At 31.1% G+C, this 19,492-nt stretch carries 14 protein-coding genes; 5 read left to right on the forward strand and 9 right to left on the reverse strand.

Annotated elements, in window-relative coordinates; genetic code table 11:
- The first annotated feature begins 53 nt into the window (after positions 1-53).
- From rfbA to rfbB, 3 genes are all read left to right on the forward strand, one after another.
- Positions 54-932, forward strand: coding sequence for a glucose-1-phosphate thymidylyltransferase RfbA (gene rfbA, locus DPIF8902391_RS03875; protein ID WP_172505088.1), 879 nt, complete (start codon positions 54-56; stop codon positions 930-932).
- Positions 933-952: 20 nt separating this feature from the next.
- Entirely contained in the window at positions 953-1,513 is a 561-nt protein-coding gene (rfbC, locus tag DPIF8902391_RS03880) for a dTDP-4-dehydrorhamnose 3,5-epimerase (protein ID WP_172505089.1), read from the forward strand.
- Between the two features lie 187 nt (positions 1,514-1,700).
- Positions 1,701-2,720, forward strand: a complete 1,020-nt coding sequence (gene rfbB, locus DPIF8902391_RS03885; RefSeq protein WP_172505090.1) for a dTDP-glucose 4,6-dehydratase — start codon at positions 1,701-1,703, stop codon at positions 2,718-2,720.
- A gap of 206 nt (positions 2,721-2,926) precedes the next feature.
- Here the strand turns inward: rfbB and DPIF8902391_RS03890 are convergent, their stop codons facing one another.
- The 5 genes from DPIF8902391_RS03890 to porV form a co-directional block, all read right to left on the reverse strand.
- A complete protein-coding gene (locus DPIF8902391_RS03890) occupies positions 2,927-4,789 on the reverse strand; it encodes a LysM peptidoglycan-binding domain-containing protein (protein ID WP_172505091.1) in 1,863 nt (620 codons plus the stop codon).
- A 25-nt stretch (positions 4,790-4,814) separates the two neighbouring features.
- Positions 4,815-6,350 carry a glutamine-hydrolyzing GMP synthase gene (guaA, locus tag DPIF8902391_RS03895; protein WP_172505092.1) on the reverse strand — a complete coding sequence of 512 codons (1,536 nt, stop codon included), beginning with the start codon at positions 6,348-6,350 and terminating at the stop codon, positions 4,815-4,817.
- A 73-nt stretch (positions 6,351-6,423) separates the two neighbouring features.
- A complete protein-coding gene (locus DPIF8902391_RS03900; protein ID WP_101916157.1) occupies positions 6,424-7,497 on the reverse strand; it encodes a 3-oxoacyl-ACP synthase III family protein in 1,074 nt (357 codons plus the stop codon).
- Between the two features lie 184 nt (positions 7,498-7,681).
- Positions 7,682-8,164 carry a cytidine deaminase gene (locus DPIF8902391_RS03905; RefSeq protein WP_058884377.1) on the reverse strand — a complete coding sequence of 161 codons (483 nt, stop codon included), beginning with the start codon at positions 8,162-8,164 and terminating at the stop codon, positions 7,682-7,684.
- Positions 8,165-8,248: 84 nt separating this feature from the next.
- Positions 8,249-9,337: a type IX secretion system outer membrane channel protein PorV gene (gene porV / locus DPIF8902391_RS03910; RefSeq protein WP_058884378.1), complete on the reverse strand. Its 1,089-nt coding sequence runs from the start codon at positions 9,335-9,337 to the stop codon at positions 8,249-8,251.
- Positions 9,338-9,665: 328 nt separating this feature from the next.
- Between porV and gldJ the strand changes: the two genes are divergently transcribed.
- Both gldJ and DPIF8902391_RS03920 read left to right on the forward strand, forming a co-directional pair.
- Complete coding sequence (gldJ, locus tag DPIF8902391_RS03915; RefSeq protein WP_058884379.1) at positions 9,666-11,381, forward strand: gliding motility lipoprotein GldJ; 1,716 nt, start codon at positions 9,666-9,668, stop codon at positions 11,379-11,381.
- Between the two features lie 63 nt (positions 11,382-11,444).
- Positions 11,445-12,722, forward strand: a complete 1,278-nt coding sequence (locus tag DPIF8902391_RS03920; RefSeq protein WP_058884380.1) for a UDP-N-acetylmuramoyl-tripeptide--D-alanyl-D-alanine ligase — start codon at positions 11,445-11,447, stop codon at positions 12,720-12,722.
- A 105-nt stretch (positions 12,723-12,827) separates the two neighbouring features.
- Here DPIF8902391_RS03920 and DPIF8902391_RS03925 read toward each other — a convergent pair whose 3' ends face one another.
- The 4 genes from DPIF8902391_RS03925 to asd form a co-directional block, all read right to left on the reverse strand.
- A complete protein-coding gene (locus DPIF8902391_RS03925) occupies positions 12,828-14,729 on the reverse strand; it encodes a polysaccharide biosynthesis protein (RefSeq protein WP_058884381.1) in 1,902 nt (633 codons plus the stop codon).
- A 37-nt stretch (positions 14,730-14,766) separates the two neighbouring features.
- Positions 14,767-15,282 (reverse strand): tetratricopeptide repeat protein, encoded by a 516-nt coding sequence (locus DPIF8902391_RS03930; protein WP_058884382.1) that lies wholly within the window; start codon positions 15,280-15,282, stop codon positions 14,767-14,769.
- A gap of 70 nt (positions 15,283-15,352) precedes the next feature.
- On the reverse strand, positions 15,353-18,505 hold the full coding sequence (gene ccsA, locus DPIF8902391_RS03935) for a cytochrome c biogenesis protein CcsA (RefSeq protein ID WP_172505093.1): 3,153 nt from the start codon (positions 18,503-18,505) through the stop codon (positions 15,353-15,355).
- 107 nt (positions 18,506-18,612) lie between these two features.
- Positions 18,613-19,491, reverse strand: a complete 879-nt coding sequence (gene asd / locus DPIF8902391_RS03940) for an archaetidylserine decarboxylase (RefSeq protein WP_172505094.1) — start codon at positions 19,489-19,491, stop codon at positions 18,613-18,615.
- Between the last annotated feature and the right edge of the window lies 1 nt (position 19,492).

Raw genomic sequence — 19,492 nt, forward strand, 5'->3', positions numbered from 1 at the left:
GATAATTTCTGAGCTTTGTTTTTTATAAATTAGACGATATTATCATAAAAAAAATGAAAGGCATAATTTTAGCAGGCGGATCAGGAACACGCTTATATCCGATAACAAAAGGCGTATCAAAACAATTACTTCCTGTGTACGATAAACCGATGATTTATTATCCGTTATCGGTTTTGATGCTTGCAGGAATCACCGAAATTTTAATAATTTCAACCCCAACCGATTTACCTAACTTCAAAACATTATTAGGCGATGGAAGCGATTTAGGAATCACTCTAAAATATGCAGAACAACCATCTCCAGATGGCTTAGCACAAGCCTTTATTATTGGTGAAGAATTTATAGCAAACGATGATGTTTGTTTAATTTTAGGCGATAATATTTTTTATGGTCACGGATTACCAGAAATGTTAGTGTCGGCAATAAATAATGTTCAAAATGATAAAAAAGCAACTATTTTCGGCTATTATGTAAAAGATGCAAAACGCTACGGAGTCGTTGATTTTGATGCTAATGGCAACGCAATATCAATTATTGAAAAACCTGAAAATCCGAAGTCAAATTATGCTGTTGTAGGGCTGTATTTTTATCCGAATGATGTGATAGAAATTGCAAAAAAAGTAAGACCATCCGAAAGAGGAGAGCTAGAAATAACGTCTGTAAATCAACAATATTTAGAAGGTAAACAACTAAAAGTTCAACTTATGGGACGTGGTTTCGCTTGGTTAGACACAGGCACACACGATTCCTTATTAGAGGCAAGTCAGTTTATTGAAACCATCGAAAAACGACAAGGTTTAAAAGTTGCTTGTTTGGAAGAAATCGCTTTATATATGGGCTATATTTCTAAAGAAAAAGTACGAGAACTCGCCGAACCTTTAAAAAAGAACGGCTACGGACAGTATTTATTAAATTTAGTAAAAGAGAACTAATAAAGGCTAATAAAGTTTAAATGAAATTTATCAAAACAGCACTTCTTGATGTGGTTATTATCGAACCAACCATTTTTAAAGATCAAAGAGGATATTTTTACGAATCGTTTAATCAAGAAAAATTTAATGCAAATATTGGCGAAAATATAGGCACGATTAATTTTATTCAAGATAATGAATCAAAATCTACTTTTGGCGTTTTAAGAGGCTTGCATTTTCAAAAACCACCTTTTTCACAAGCAAAATTAGTGCGATGTAATAAAGGAAAAGTATTAGATGTTGTAGTCGATTTACGTAAAAAATCGCCAACTTTTGGCAAGCATATTACGGTTTTGTTATCCGAAGAAAATAAAAAACAATTATTTGTGCCAAGAGGTTTTGCTCATGGTTTTGTGGTTTTATCCGAAGAAGCTATTTTTTCGTATAAAGTAGATAATACATATGCTCCTTCGTATGAAGACGGTATTTTATGGAACGATAAAACCTTAAATATCGATTGGAATATCGCCCAAGAAAAAGTGATTTTATCAGCAAAAGATGAAATTTTAGGCAATTTTAATCAATTTTATTCGCCTTTTTAATACTATTAGCTAAACGCCGTATTAGAAATAGCATCGAATCTGTGAATCTGAATTTATTTCAGATTCACATCCTGATTTGCCACAATTATGCGATGCTGAACTAAATTCAGCATGACGGCAGCGGTATCAAAGTTAAATTGATATAAGAATCGTAAATTTGAAATATATTTTATAAACAATTCTTTTAATGAAAAGTATTTTAATTACAGGCGGTGCAGGATTTATTGGTTCACATGTTGTTCGATTATTTTCGAATAAATATCCAACATATCAAATTATTAATTTAGATGCTTTAACCTATGCAGGAAATCTTGATAATTTAACCGATATTCAAAATAACTCCAACTACACATTTATCAAAGGAGATATTTGTGATCAGGTTTTAGTCAAAAATATTTTTAAAGATTATAAAATAGATTCGGTTATTCATTTGGCGGCAGAATCGCATGTTGATCGCTCTATTTCTGATCCTTTTTCATTTGTAAAAACCAATGTTTTTGGAACATTAAACTTATTAGAAAACGCTAAAAATAGCTGGAAAGATAATTTTGATGATAAATTATTTTATCATATTTCTACCGATGAAGTGTATGGAAGTTTAGCCGAAACAGGTCTTTTTACTGAAAAAACCGCCTACGATCCGCACTCGCCGTATTCGGCATCAAAAGCATCTTCCGATCATTTTGTGAGAGCTTTTTATGATACCTATAATTTACCGATTGTAATTTCTAATTGCTCTAATAATTACGGAGCAAATCAATTTCCCGAAAAATTAATTCCATTATTTATTGATAATATCTGTAAAAATAACCCCTTGCCAGTCTATGGAAAAGGTGAAAACATTAGAGATTGGCTTTATGTAGAAGATCATGCAGCGGCAATTGATGTAATTTTTCATCAAGGAAAAACAGGCGAAACCTATAATATTGGTGGCGATAATCAGTGGAAAAATATTGATTTAATAAAGCTTTTAATAAAAGAAACAGATGCTTTATTAGGGCGAAAACAAGGAACTTCAACTAATTTAATAACGCATATAGCCGATAGGGCAGGGCATGATTATCGCTATGCAATTGATGCTTCAAAACTTAAAAATGAACTCGGTTGGCAGCCATCTTTGCAGTTTGAGCAGGGTATTCAAAAAACAATTATTTGGTATTTAGAAAATCAAGAATGGTTAAAGAATATCGCTAAAAAGAAGCAGTAATTTTTTTTGGAGCTATTTCCCGCTTTCCGCACTCGCTTTTTTTGTTTTTTTAAAAGAAAAAAACAAAAAAGAGCTCAAACAATTGCTTCAATCGGGGCTAGGGGTTTTTGCTATATTTTGAAAACTCAAAACGATAAAAAAAAGCACTCATTTAAAATGGGTGCTTTTTTAGGTATTTATAGTGTTAAAACTTTATTGTTTTAGTATTATTTCAGTCTTTTTAAACTTAAATCTTTGTTGTATTTTATAATGAATAACCCTTTATTGCTAGTGCTTCCAAACATTTTCTTAGTATAATCAAATTTGTTTTCTAAACGAAGTGAAACACCTTCTTTAAAAGTATCGGTTAAGGCTTTTCCTGAAGCTAAACGCATTAAAACATCATAGGTTATATCAAAACCTTTAATGGCATAATCCGAAGGGATGGTATTGTTTTTTTGGTAATATTTTTTATTAAAAACGTTAACCTCTTTCGAAGCGTCATCAGTAAAAGAATCAGATACGTAAGTAAAATGAACACTCGCTAATTTGTTGTTTTCTATTTTATTGTATGATTTATGTTTTTCTACGGCAAAAACCTGTAGGTTTATTTTGTCAGGAATACCAATCATACTGTTTAAAACATCGGCAATAGCAACATTATCATCAGAAGTTATAAGTACCCAATTGTCTTTTTTGGCGCTCATTTTACTGGTAAATAATGTTTTTTTAATATAGCCTTTCTTAGGTTTTAAAACATGGATGTTTTGAATAGAATCGTGGCTTTTTAATTGGGCTACAATTTTATTTATTTTGCTGTTTGAAGCTGTTTTTCCATCGCCAACTACAAAAATTTGCTGTCCGTTATAGGTTTCTTTTAAATAAGAAATTAAATAATCGGTATAGTTATTTTTATCGGGTGCTGTTTTAATTAGTTTTTTTGCTGAAAATTTATGCTGACTCTTAGAAAAGTGAGGAAACATAACAGGAGTATTAATTTTATTAGCAACAATTTCTGCTTTATCAGCATAAAAAGGACCAATAACAACATCAGTATCTTTTAATTTATCTTTAGCTAATATTGAAGTAATATTTTTACCTCTATTTCCAGTATCAAAAAGATTTACATGTACATTAATACCTTGTTTTTTTATTGAATCTATAGCTATTTCGGCACCTAAATAAAATTCAGTAACCATATTGGCTAATTTAGCTGAACTGTTTTTTTCTTTACTAAAAATATCAGTAGCCGTAGTATTGCTATAATCTTGCGCTTTAAAAGGAAGTAAAATAGCTAAATTAATAGCAATGTCATTTTCAATATGATCTTTATAAAAAGTGTAATTATCGCTTGAATTTACCTCTTCAATTGGTTTTATTTTTAATAACTGCCCAACGGTTAATTCGTTGTTTGCTATTTCGGCATATTCAGGGTTTAGTTGAATTAAATTTTGCTTAGAAATATTATAAAACCGTGTTAAGCTATACACGGTTTCTTTACTTTTTACCGTGTGTGTTAAAAAGTTTTTAAGAACAGTTTCTTTATCAACAGCAATTGTTTTAGCGATTGCTTTAACTTTTAAAACCTGTCCAACACTTAAAATATTTTTTTGAATACCAGGGTGTTTTGGGTTCCATTTTATTAAATCATCTTTAGAAATACCGTATTTTTTAGTAATTCGATACACTGTTTCTTGCGCATTAACCGTATGTGTTTTGTATTCATATACGGTTTGTTTAAAAACAGTTTTACCTGGAGAGGTAGGTGTATTTTGAGTATCGGTTTTTACAGGAGTATCTGAATTTTCGGTTTCAGTAGTACTTGTAACAACCTCTTTAGTACTATTAGACGAAGAAGTTCCTTTTTTTATTTCAATATTAGGAATAATAATAACCGTATTGGCACTCGGACGTCTATCAACATGAGGATTTAAACGTAATAAATCCCTGGTTTTCATATCCAATCGCTTGGCAATTTGGCGCATTGTTTCACCCTGTTGAACCTTATAAGATACATACCTTTTTTGTTGACCGCAAGAAACGGCAAAGGTTAAAATGCAAATTAAAAGTAAAAATTGTAACTTCTTCATCTAGTAGCTTTTTAGTGTAAGGAATTTATTCCCATTCAATTGTAGCGGGTGGCTTAGAGCTTATGTCATAAACAACTCTGTTAACACCTTTTACATTATTTATTATTTTGTTCGATATTTTTTGTAAAAACTCATACGGTAAATTTACCCAATCAGCAGTCATACCATCAGTACTTTCAACAGCACGTAAAGCAACTACTTTTTCATAAGTTCTTTCATCACCCATAACTCCAACAGAGTTTACTGGTAATAAAATTGCGCCAGCTTGCCATACTTTATCGTATAAACCATCTTCTTTTAATCCGTTGATAAAAACAGCATCTACTTCTTGTAAAATACGTACTTTTTCTTGGGTAATATCACCTAAAATACGAATAGCCAATCCAGGACCAGGAAAAGGATGACGCCCTAATAATTCTTTATCAATTCCCATTGAAGCTCCTACACGACGAACTTCATCTTTAAAGATCATTCGTAAAGGCTCTACTATTTTTAACTTCATAAAGTCAGGTAAACCACCTACGTTATGATGACTTTTAATAGTTGCCGATGGTCCTCCGTTTACAGAAACCGATTCAATTACATCAGGATAAATAGTTCCTTGAGCTAACCATTTAGCATTTTCAATCTGATTTGCTTCAGCATCAAAAACATCGATAAAAGCTTTACCGATAGCCTTACGTTTTTCTTCAGGATCGCTTAATCCTTCAAGTTCCTTCATAAAACGTGCCGAAGCATCAACACCTTTTACATTTAAGCCCATACCTTCGTACTGTTTTAATACATCGGTATATTCATTTTTACGTAACAAACCATTGTTAACAAAAATACAGTGTAAGTTTGCGCCAATTGCTTTGTGTAATAATACAGCTGCTACGGTAGAATCTACTCCTCCCGATAAGCCTAAAACTACTTTGTCGTTTCCTACTGTTGCTTTAATATTGGCTACTGTTTCATCTACAAATGAATCAGGAGTCCAAGTTTGAGCTACATCAGCAATATCAACTAAAAAGTTTTGTAATAATTGTTTTCCATCGGTAGAGTGGTATACTTCTGGATGAAATTGAATCGCGTATGTTGATTCTCCTTCAATTTTATAAGCAGCATTTTCAACATCGTTGGTGCTTGCTAATAAAGTTCCGTTTGTTGGTAAATTTTTAATAGTATCTGAATGACTCATCCAAACTTGGCTTCCTATTGAAATTCCTTTAAGAAAAGCTTCTCCTTCTTTTACAAAAGATAAATTCGCTCTACCATATTCTCTAGTATTTGAAGGCGCTACTAATCCACCTGAAAAGTGGGCTAAATATTGCGCTCCATAACAAACAGCTAATACAGGTTTTTTACCTCTAATTTCTGCTAAATCTGGATGTAAAACCGCTTCTGAACGAACAGAGTTTGGGCTACCAGATAAAATTACGGCTTTAAAGTCGTTTAAGTTTGTTGGAATTTTGTTATACGGATGAATTTCACAGTAAATGTTCAATTCTCTCACTCGGCGGGCAATAAGCTGTGTGTATTGCGATCCGAAATCTAAAATAAGTACGTTGTGTTGTTGCATGCGCAAAAATAGTACTTAGATTTCAGATTTTAAGTATTTGATTTTAGATTTTTTAAACTTTTTTCAAGGTTTTTTAATAGCGATACACAATAGCGTTTATATTCATTCCTGATCCTACGGATGCAAGCATAATTACATCACCTTTTTTTACTTGCTGATGTTCGATATTTCCTTTTAAAACCAAGTCTAATAGTGTTGGCACGGTTGCCACAGAGCTATTTCCTAAGGTACGAATACTCATTGGCATTATTTCTTTAGGCACAGGTTTCTTATAAAGGCGATAAAAACGCTTGATAATTGCTTCGTCCATTTTTTCATTTGCCTGATGTATAAAAATTTTATTCACATCATTAATTGCAACGCCACTTTTATCTAAAGCTGTTTTCATGGCTTGTGGCACATTATTAAGTGCAAATTCATAAATTTTACGCCCGTGCATTTTTATGTAACGGGTATTTTCTTCAGAATTATTTAATTTTTGATTAAAAGATTTTCCAAAAAATAAAAAATAGGCTTCTTCTTTGGTGAATGTTTGGGTGGCGTGGCTTAAAATTCCGCTACTAGAATTTTCTTTCTCTTCTAAAATACATGCTCCAGCGCCATCACTGTAAATCATAGAATCTCTGTCGTAAGCATCAATAACTCTTGACAATGTTTCACTTCCAATAACCAAACATTTCTTGGCAATTCCTGCGTTAATAAAGGCCTGTGCCTGAATAACACCTTGCACCCATCCGGGGCATCCGAATAAAAGATCGTAGGCAACACAGTTTGGGTTTTCTATTTTTAGTAAGTGTTTTACACGGCTTGCCAAACTAGGCAACATATCACTTTGGATAGCATCTTTTTTTACATCACCAAAATTATGTGCAAAAATGATATAATCTAAACTTTCAGGGTTAATATTGGCATCTTCAATGGCTTTTTTAGCCGCTAAATACCCTAAATCAGATGATTGGTAATCATCATTGGCATACCGACGTTCTTCAATACCTGTTATTGATTTAAATTTTTCAATAATGATGTCGTTCGGGCTGCTAAAAGAAGTTCCATCAGCATTTAAAAAAGAATTTTCTAAAAATTGATTGTTTTCTTTTTTTATAACAGGGATATATGAACCTGTTCCTGTAATTACTGCTGATGTCATCTTAATTATTTTGGTTATTTTTCCGTGAAATTTTGTAAAAACATACAAGTAAAGCATTTTAAATTTAAAAAACACTTTAATTACTTTTCTATTTACTGTAATTATGTTTTATTTATAAAATAACACTTTAGTTGTATATTTCACATAAAAATAACATTTTTTTTACATTTTCAATACTATTTTTTTATAGGTATTCACTATCGAAAGAAAAAGGAAGCAAAGAAAGTAGTGAGGTTGTTTTTATAATTTTTCCAACTTCCCCCATAAATAAGACCTCCATCGGTTCTTTTTGATTAATTTCATATTCCGATAAGGTTTGCCTACAAGCACCACAAGGACCTATAGGTTTGTCTACTGTCATGTTTTGAGAAGCGGCAGTAATGGCAAGTTTTTTAATCTTTACCCCAGGGAATTCAGAGCCTACACGCCAAACACCAACTCTTTCAGCACACATTCCTGAAGGATATGCTGCACTTTCTTGGTTGTTTCCTAAAATAATTTCACCGTTTTCTAGTAAAAACGCGGCACCAACGTTAAATTTAGAATAAGGCGCATAAGCTTTGGCTCTTGCTTCTATAGCTTTATTCATTAATAAGGTATCTTCTGCTGTTAATTCTGTTGTGTTTTCAAAAACGGTAACAGTTGTTTTTAAGTCTATTTTTTCCATAAAAAAATTATATTAGTCAAAAAAGCAGTCTAAACGACTGCTTTTATAGTATTTGATACGAAGCTATTTAAGTAAAACTGAAATTTAATAATCGTCGTAAATTTCTCCTAAATCAAATGATAAAGAAAAACGTAAGGTATTTTCTAAAGGGTTATTAACCGATGAGGTGTTTACTAAATAAGACAAATCTAAGGTAAAGGCTTTGGCAGTAAAACCTGTTCCTAAGCTTAAAAATTGTCGTTGTCCTTTTTCTTTACTTTCATGAAAGTAACCAGCCCTAAGAGCAAAGGCATTATTGTATATGTATTCAGTTCCTAACGCCCAGGTAGTTTCTTGAAGTTCTTCACTAAAATCTCTATCGCCTAAAGAAGTAAACATTCCTTCTATCCAACCTCTGCTTGATGCTGCGCTGCTTGAAGGAACTAATAATTTGGCAAATTCTAAATTTAAACCAACCGTATTTTCACTATTTAAGATGAAGTCAAAACCTCCTCCAAACTTAGCATTTGTAGGAATAAAATATTCCTCACCAGGAGTATAAGCAACCTTAGGACCAATGTTTGCAATATTAAAACCTAAACGGTAGCGTCCATTAAAGTTTCCAAAATTTCTTTCTTCAGATTGATAAAAACCAGAAATATCTACAGCAAAAGCACTAACAGCACCTGTGTTATTGTCATTAACATCTAAGTTTGAATTGATGTATTTTAAGCCAACTCCCATTGAAAAGTTTTCACTTAATTTCATTGAATAAATTCCTGTAATTGAAAATTCATTCGGATTTTTGTAGCCTAAGTCACGGATTCCTCCACCTACTTTTACTTCATTAAGATCTATTTGACCAAGAGAGAAGTATTTAAGATCTACTCCAAAAGCGGAGTTTTCTTGAAATCTATTTACATAAGAAATATTTCCTACAAAAATATCATCAGTTAAATTTCGAAGCCAAGGCGTATAGTTTAAACCAATATTGATTTTATTTTTATTAAAAGCTGTTTTGGCGGGGTTGTGAAAAATAGAAAAAGCATCTGCTGATGTTGCTACTCCTACGTCTCCCATACCGCCTGCACGTGCATCAGATGAAATTAATAAAAAGGGGGTTGCTGTTGTAATTTGCGCTTTTACTTGAGAGGCAAAAAAAGCAAGGAACAAAAAAAATGATAATTTTTTCATGTAAGGGTTTGGTTATTAAATTCAACAAATATAGAATATATTTATGAAAAGTTAAATTTGTTTTTTAACATTAAATAAAACGCTAGAAAAAAGTATCTAGTATATAAAGGATATATATTTATTTTTATTTGTAATAAAATAGGTTATTTTTAGATGAAAAATTGACTATTAATAGCAGCTATTTATTCCTTATTTAATACTAAATATAAAAAACGATCGTTTACACTCTATAAGAGTAAGGCTGTTTATGTTTCAATTTATAAATAAATTAGTTGTTAGGAATTAGAAATATTGTAAATTGCGCCAGCCTTAAAATAGTTAAAAACACATGAAAAGCACGTTAAAATTATTTAGTTTATTGGTTATCACAGCGTTAATGGTTGCTTCCTGTAAGAGCAATAGTGGTGGTTCAAGTAAATCTTCATTAACCGGATGGAATTTTAATGACCCTAATTACGGTGGTTATATAAAAGGAGAGGATAAAAAAGGAAAAGAAACTCCTCCAGGAATGACACATATAGAAGGTGGAAGCTTTACTATGGGGCTAGTGCAGGATGATGTAATGTTTGACTGGAACACTACACCTCAAAAAATGCATGTTCGTTCTTTTTATATGGATGAAACAGAGGTTACAAATGCGGAATATGGTTTATTCATGCAATATACTAAAGATGTTTTTCCTCCGGAAGATCCTCAATTTAAAAATATTTATAAAGCTGTTTTACCAGATACATTAGTTTGGAGAAAAGGATTAGGAAATACTAATTTATTATCAGAAAGTTATTTAAGACATCCTTCGTATGCCGAATATCCTGTTGTAGGGGTAAGTTGGTTACAGGCTAGTAAGTACTGTAAATGGCGTACTAATGCCGTGAATTTAAAAATATTAATGGATAAAGGTGTTATTAAAAATATCTTTAAAGAAGATTCATTGAGCTTTAAAGGAAAGAATAATTTTGATACCGATACCTATTTAACCAATCCGTATGCATTGTTTGACGGAGATTCTACTATTTATAAAAAAGGAATTCCTGTATATAGGAAAAAAGGAAGCTCAAGGCCCGATAAAGATAAATTTTCAGGAAGACAGGTTACTTCATCAGATGGTATTTTAGCACAGAAATTTAGGCTTCCAACAGAAGTTGAATGGGAATATGCTTCAAAAGCAATTTTTGAAAACCGTGAGTATAACAATATTCGTGGAAGAAAAAAATACGCTTGGAACGGTAAATATACACGTGATAGAGATAAAAGAAGAAGAGGAGATCAGTTAGGAAACTTTAAGCAAGGAAAAGGAGATTATAGTGGTATTTCAGGTTGGAGTAGTGATGGATCGGATATTCCTAATGCAGCAGCAAGTTATCCGCCAAATGCTTTTGGTTTATTTGATATGTCAGGGAATGTAGCCGAATGGGTGCAAGATGTATACCGTCCTATTATTGATTCTGAAGCAAATGATTTCAACTATTTTAGAGGAAATATTTTTACTAAAAAATTAATAAATCAAGATGGTAAAGTAGTTATTGTTGGTGATGAAATGGGTGAAATTGAATACGATACTCTAGAAAATGGAAGAATCGTGCCAAAAGAATTACCTGGTAGTGTTAAGTTTATCCCTATTACAAAGGAAGATACTTACATGAGAAGAAACTATAATTTAGCGGATAATTCAAGTTTAGGTGATGGAGATCAAGCTTCTTCAAAAGATTATCAATTAGAAAAAGATCAATTAGGAGAGATGTCAAGAATGTACAACTCACCTGAAAAACCTGAAGCAGATAGAGACTCATTAGGAAACGTAGTTAATAACTATAAATACGATTCAAAAAACAGAGCAACTTTAATTAGTGATAAATCTAGAGTTTATAAAGGTGGTTCATGGGCAGATAGAGAGTATTGGTTAGACCCAGCTCAAAGAAGGTATTTCCCTGAATATATGGCTACGAATTTTATCGGATTTAGATGTGCTACTGATAAAATGGGACCAATGATGTTAAATAAGCGTAAGACTGCTACACCAAGGTATTCAATGAATAAAAGATAAACAATTAAATATTTTATATACTAACCTCATTGAATTTTCAATGAGGTTTTTTATTTTTACACAATGAAAATAGCTGATTTATATACCCTATATATTCAACATGGTTTAGTTGATACCGATACTAGAAATATTAGAGAAAACACCTTGTTTTTTGCTTTAAAAGGCGCGAACTTTAATGGCAATAAGTTTGCAGAACAAGCTTTAAAAAAAGGTGCTAAATTTGCTATTATTGATCAAGTAGCATTTAAAACTTCTGATAAAACTATTTTAGTTGAAAATGTATTAAAAACCCTGCAAGATTTAGCGAGTTATCATCGAAAAAAATTAGGAATACCTATTGTAGCAATAACAGGTAGCAATGGGAAAACAACCACTAAAGAGTTAATTAATGCTGTATTGTCATCAACATATAAAACGACTGCAACAATAGGGAATTTAAACAATCATATAGGCGTTCCTTTAACGTTGCTTTCTATGACAAACCAAACGGAAATAGGAATTGTTGAAATGGGCGCAAATCACCCTAATGAAATTGCTTTTTTAACTGAAATAACAACGCCAGATTTTGGGTATATTACTAATTTTGGAAGTGCACATCTAGAAGGTTTTGGGTCGTTAGAAGGTGTTATAAAAGCAAAATCAGAATTATATGATTTTCTTATCAAGAACAATAAAAATATTTTTGTAAATCCAGAAGATGCTATTCAGGTAGCCAAAACTAAAGATGCAAATACTGTTTTGTTTGAAAAGTCTATTGGTTTTATAAAGGCAAATCCTTTTGTGAAATTATCTTTTGCATCATTAGAAATACAAAGTAATTTGATAGGAACGTATAATTTTTCAAACATATCAGCCGCTATTACAATAGGAGATTATTTTAAGATATCTAAAGAAAAAATTAAAGCCGCGATAGAGAAATACACTTCGTCAAATAATCGTTCACAAGTTATTAAAACTCAAAATAACAGTATTATTTTAGATGCCTATAATGCCAATCCAACGAGTATGAAAGTGGCGCTAGAAAGTTTTAATAGTTTAGAAGCAAAACATAAAACGGTTATTTTAGGTGATATGTTTGAGTTAGGAAATTACAGTAAAACAGCCCATCAAACTATTGTCGATTTAACGCTTAGTTTTAATTTTGATAAAGCCTTTTTTGTAGGTGAAAATTTTAATAAAACCGAAATAAAGTGTCAAATAAAAGATGAAATAAAGTCTCAAAAATGTATAAGTTTTGAAGCGCTGAAAGAATATTTACAAAAAAGCCCTGTAAAAGAAAGTAGTATTTTAATAAAAGGTTCTAGAGGTATGGCGTTGGAAAGGCTGGTTGAACTTTGTTAGTTTAGTGTTTTTTAATGAATTATTCTGGGCATAAAAAAACTCCGATATTTAGATAAAATATCGGAGTTTTTTATATACAATTAGTAAAGTAATTGTTCTTTAAAATTAAAGAACTTTAGCGTCTAATTTTTCATAAATAGAATTCTTAGAGATATATTCAGGAACAATTTCTTTTATAAGTTGTACTGTTTTCTGATTGTCATGGTTTTTATTGTTAACACATAATTCTGCAATTTTATGACGTATAAAAAGAGTATCTATAACCTGATTTTTAGCGATCATTATTTTTTCATGATAGGTAGGCGCTGTGTTTTCACCATCAGCTAAAAGCTCTTCGTATAGTTTTTCACCAGGGCGTAATCCTGTTATTTTGATATCAATATCTTCTGGGAATTTTAATCCAGATAAATGAATCATTCTTTTGGCTATTTCATATATTTTTACAGATTTCCCCATATCAAAAATATAAATTTCACCACCATTCCCCATAGTTCCTGCTTCTAAAACCAAGCAACAAGCCTCTGGTATAGTCATAAAATAACGTGTAATATCTTTGTGAGTAACTGTTAAAGGTCCTCCATTTTCAATTTGACGTTTAAAAAGAGGAATTACAGAACCGTTAGAACCTAAAACATTTCCAAATCGTGTAATGGTAAATTTAGTATGATGACTTGTATCATTACTTAAACAACTGATGTACATTTCAGCAACTCTTTTGGTTGCTCCCATTACGTTTGTCGGGTTTACTGCCTTATCCGTAGAAACCATAACAAAGCGTTCTACTTGGTGTTTTATTGATAAATCGGCAATATTTTTAGTTCCTGCAATGTTTATTTTAACAGCTTCATAAGGAGTCATTTCCATTAAAGGAACGTGTTTATAAGCTGCTGCATGGAATACTTTCTGCGGTTTATATTGTTCAAAAATTTTAGACATTCTTGTTTCATCTCTAACATCTGCAACGATAGAAGTGATGTTTTGTCTGCCTTTTTGAACAAGTTCTTGCTGAAGATCGTATAATGCCGATTCGGCCTGGTCGATTAGTACTAAATGTTCGTGTTGGTAAGCACTTAGTTGTCTTGAAATTTCTGAACCTATTGAACCAGCCGCTCCTGTTACTAAAACGACTTTATTGTTTACATCTTTTTTAACAATCGGATTTTCAATAGAAATAGGTTTTCTATTTAGTAAATCTTCTATTTTTACCGTTTTAATTTGATTGGCTTCTAAATCGCCATTAATCCATTTTGAAATAGGTGGAACAATTTTAACTTTTACGCCTAAATCTAATAGGGTATCGGTAATAAAAAGTAATTTTTCAGATTTTATATTCTGAATAGAAATAATAACGTCATCAATTTGTTTATTTTCTATAAACTCTTTATTGATGATTTTTCTGTTATATATTTTAACTTGATTTATTTTTTTTCCAGCCTTTTTTTTATTGTCATCAATAAAACCTAAAACATTATATTGGTGTTTGGTGTCTCTATCTAAAGCTTCATAAGTTGCTAATCCTGAATCTCCTGATCCATATATAAGCACATTTGATGATTTACTTAATTTAGTTGATATCATTTTAAAAAACGCTTTAAAAACATACCTACTAATAACCAATGCTAAAATTGAAATCAAATAATGAATAATCAAAATTGATAAAGGAATTGTAAAACGAGGAATGAAAGCAAATAAATTATTAATTAAAACAATCGAAATTGCTGTTAAAAAAAGTAAGCTCACTCCTAAAAAAACATTAAAAGCATCTCTTGTTCCTGTATGCCTAACAATACCTCGGTATGAGCCCACAACAAGAAAACTTATAAGGGCTATACATGCTATAAACGGAATTTGATAATATAAATTATCAAGATCAAAATTTAAACTAGCATTAAAACGCACGGAGTATGCTAATATGAAAGATATACATACTAAAATGATGTCGATACTTAAAACAACCCATTTGGAGGCGTATCGTTCAAAAAACTTTAAAGCAATTTTTTTTGGCATTATCTGTTTATTAAATGTTAAAAATACAAAATAAAAGTTAAATTTTAGCCATTTGTTTCTTCATCATTTGCATTTGCTCTTTTAACATGCCATGTTTGTCTAACTTTTTAGCTTCATTCATTAAAAGAGTTGCTTCTCTTTTTCTACGTTTGGTCATCGCTATTCCTGCTAACTGTAATTTTGCCATTGCTAAATCATGGTCCATCGCTAAACCTAATTTAACTGCTTTTTTCAAGTATTTTTCGGCTTGTGTGATGTTTTTTTGACTTAGCATAATGCCATGTAAGTAATTATAATATCCTTCTTGCTTAGGAATTAAGGCTGTTTCTGGGTTTTTAATACGGTCTAACCATTTTTTAGTTCCTTCAAAATTTTGTTTACGTAATTGCATAAAAGCAAGTAAAATAAATTCATTTTTAAAGTAGAAAAACACGAAAATACCTGCTAATAAAAGAATTGATATTCCATTCATTATATGAACCTGAGAAAACTCATAAATAGCCCATAAACTGATTACACCTGCTATAATTAACTTTATATTTTTATTAAACATTTTAATTTTTTTTTAATTTTTGTTTTTTATCAATTTGTAAAAGTACATTTTTCTGTTAAAAATTGTTGCTTTATTTTTTATAAAACTTTTTATATTTAACCCATGCTAAAGAGCCTATTATTGCAACAAAAGCAATTGAATAATAAATAGAGGTAGGGGTAATTACTTTGTCACCACTAGCGTAAGAGTGCAGTCCTGATAAGTAAAAATTTACGCCAAAATAGGTCATCATAATAGATGCAAAAGCCATTATAGACCATAGGTTAAAGGTGTATCTTGATCTTAACCCAGGGATTAAACGCATGTGTAGCACAAAAGAATAAATCATAATTGATATTAACGCCCAAGTTTCTTTCGGGTCCCAGCCCCAGTAACGCCCCCAACTTTCATTTGCCCACATACCTCCTAAAAAGTTTCCGATTACCAGCATAATTAAACCAACAGTTACTGCCATTTCGTTAATTACGGTAAGTTCTTTTAGGTGAATATCCATTTTCTTTTTATTCTTTTTATTAGTGAAAATAATTAAAAATAAAGAAAAAACACCTAAAATCATCCCTAAAGCAAAAGGACCGTAACTAGCCACAATAATTGATACATGCACATATAGCCACCAAGAATTCAATACTGGTACTAAATTGGCAATTTCAGGATCTAACCAGTTTTGATGCGCAAAAAATAAAATAATAGACGTTAAAAATGTGGTAGCAGTAATTGTTAATGCCGAATTTTTCCCTAATAATAAACCAAATAACATGGTTGCAAGCCCTACAAATATAATTGACTCATAAGCGTTACTCCAAGGGGCATTTCCGCTAATTTGCCAGCGAGAAGCTAGCCCTAAAATATGCACTATAAAAAGGATAATAACAATCCCTATTAAGGCTTTTATAACGTAGTTTATCCAAGGCTTGTTGTTAAATATTTGAAAAAAGACAAAAACAAGCATTAAAAAACTAATAAATCCGTAGTATTTAGATAATTTTACAAATATATTGGTTTTATTATAGGCTATTTCTAGGCTTATTTTATTTTCAGAAGGAATAACTTCTTTACCAAATTTTCGTTGGAATTTTTTAATTCCGTCTAAAATTTTATTAGTTTCGGTATAATTTCCTGTTTTTTTAGCTTCTTGTAATAATTGAAAATAGACAGGCAATGATTGTCTTACAAAAACAGAATCTGTTCCTTTAAAATTTGCTTGTGAAGTTTCAGGTTGTGATACCCATTTATGTTGTTCATCATTAGGAATTGGGAAAATTTTTAAAATTCCACCACCCAATGCTTGTGATAACAGCCACACACGATGTTCTATTTTTATAACATCTTTTTCAAATTTACTTTGAATTTGTTTTTTTTGAGCTTCAATAACAAGATTGCTAATTTTAGAGGTTCCGTTTTTGTCATAAAAATCTATAAAACAAGCATATACAGCCTCTTTTTTAACACCTAATATTTCACGGATTTTGGTGTTTCCTTTCTCTAGATAAATAAAAGGAACATTTAACCAAAACATGGGCGACTCGGTAATAGAAACTAAAATTTGACTTGGTGTTAAGTCTTTAAAGCTGTTAGTATGCGCTACTTTTCGAACCAATTCTGAAGCAAAAGTATGTGCGGGTTTCATACGTCCGCCTGTATCTTGTATTACCAATTCACTAAATAAAGCAGCGTGTTCTTTGTTTACAACCGATTTTTTTAAAACCGTTTCAATTTCGTTTTCTGATAACTTTTTAGCTTGTTGATGTTGTTGTTCCTGATGCTGTGAAAAACTTAAAAAACTACTTGCTAAAAATAAGATTGTAAGGGTCGCTTTTTTTGTTCTAATTTTAATTAATGATTTTTTCAAGTAATCAAAACGAGTATTTTTAACAAATAATGATGCAATTAAACCAAAAAACAATAAGAAATAACCTATATAAGTAACCAAAGTTCCCATATAATCATGGTTTACAGATAAGTGAGTTTGTTCTTTATCTCCTTCAATTTTATAGCTAGATTGAAATAATTTATAGCCTTTATAATCTAAAATATTGTTCATAAAAATTCGATAATCAAATGTTTCCTTCTTGTCGATAACCGTTACTTCACTAGCAAAAGAAGCGGCATTTTCTGAACCAGGGTATTTTTGTAATTGAAAGTCATTTAATTTAACACTAAAAGGTGTTTGGCGTTGCTTTGCACCGTACCAAGCTCTAAAATTTAAGCCATCAATACTAAATTGCTTTTTTCCTTCAACATTAAAGCTACCACCAGTTAATTTTACACGTTCTGTTTTGTTATTAAAAGTAGCATCAAAAACAACCATGTCAAATTTTTGGTCATTTTTTTCACCTCTAAGAATTTTCATTTCTCCTTTAACAGCAGGCTGAGGAACCACAAAAGGAAGCCCCGAAATTTGGTATAAAGATCGAAGGTTAAAATTTTGAATGCTATCTTTTTTAACCAATCCTTTGCGTTGGGTTGCCATTACTTGATAACTACCTGCCGATTTGGTTTGTATTTTTAAGGTATCGTTTTGTTTGAAAATATTAATATTTGTGTCCTCTGATTTAGCATCAAAACCAACTAAAATATTATGAATATTTTCAATTGTACCACGTTTAATATAGTGTTCATGTCTGCTTCCGCTAGAACTCTCTACAAATAAAAGATGCTCAGTACCATTTTGGTCTTCAACCAATTTTTCTTCAGCCCAAGGAATATAATCGACTAAATTAAATGTTATTTTATGATTTTCACCATCTTTTTTTGGCTGAAAATACTCAGTGAAATTTGCCGAATTACTCCCTAAAGCAGTTAATAGTAGCTTGTTATTTGTTTCTTTTTGAAATTCGTTATTATCAATAACTACGTTTAAATAATTAATATCAGATAAAAAAGTATTGGTAGTTTCTCCTTCATCAATAATCATTAATCCTTCATAACTAATATAACGGGTAATTCCTGCGCCAATTAAAATCAATAAAAAGGCTACGTGAAATAATAGTACAGCCCATTTTTCTTTTTTGTATAATCGATATCTGAAGATGTTTCCAAAGAAATTAACCACGAAAAACACTTGAATTAACTCAAACCACCAAGCATTATATACCAGGGCTTTAGAAGTTTGTGTTCCAAAATCATTTTCTATAAAAGTTGCAACTCCCATTGCTATTGCGAAAATGAAGAATAATACGGCTGTTAAGCGGGTAGAGTAAAGAATGTCAAAGATTTTTTTCATCTGTAAATCTGCTATGTGTAAAACTTGGCAAATTTACATATTAATGCGTTAATACGTTTAAGATTTTAATCATTTTTAAACAAAGAAAAAGTTAAAATAAAAGTAAATTATAAGCCTATTTTTTCACCCATTTTAACAAAGGTTTCAATACGATTTTTAGTGTTTTTTAAAATATCGGCATCTATTTTGATGTTTTTTTTATCAACAATTAAAACAATCGTTGAGCCTCCAAAAGCAAAATAACCCATTTCATCTCCTTTTTTTACAGGTAGATTAGCTGTATAGGTTTCTATAATACTTCCAACCATGGTAGCGCCAACAGGGGCTATAATAATATCGCCTTTTACTTGGGATGATAAAATACAGTACTCTCGCTTGTTTTCACAAAAAACTTTGGTAAAATTAGCGGCTAGGGCATAGGGCGAAACAGAAAAATAACTACCTTTTATTTTAGTCATTTTTGAAGGCGTTCCTTTAAACGGAAAATGATAACGATGATAATCGTTTGGTGCTAATCGTAAAATAATTAACGATGAATTTTTGTGTTTTTCGGCTAAAGCATCATTTCCTAAAAACTCTTTTAGTGTAAATTGTCGTCCTTTTACAAAAAAGTTATCAATATCAGCAATATTTTCAAAAGCCAACATTTTTCCATCGCCAGGCGAAACGAATCCGTTTTCAATAGGACGTGCGCCTCGTTTTAGTTTTCTGTAGAAAAAATCATTAAAAGAAACATACTCTTCTATTGGTTTTTGCGCTTCATTCATGTCGATACCTAAATCGTTTACAAAACCTTCAATTTTAGTAACCGAATTGGGTTTGTTCATTAGTTTGCCATACCAAGAAGATAAAAATTTACGTTTTACAATTGGTAAAAGCGCCATTTTACCAAATGGATTATGATATAATAATTTTAAAAAACCTTCACCTGGAGGTGTTTCTGTAATTTTATTTCCTGATTTTCTGTCAATAAATTGTATTTTCATA

The sequence above is a fragment of the Tenacibaculum finnmarkense genomovar ulcerans genome, from assembly GCF_900239495.1.
Taxonomy (GTDB): Bacteria; Bacteroidota; Bacteroidia; order Flavobacteriales; family Flavobacteriaceae; genus Polaribacter; species Polaribacter ulcerans.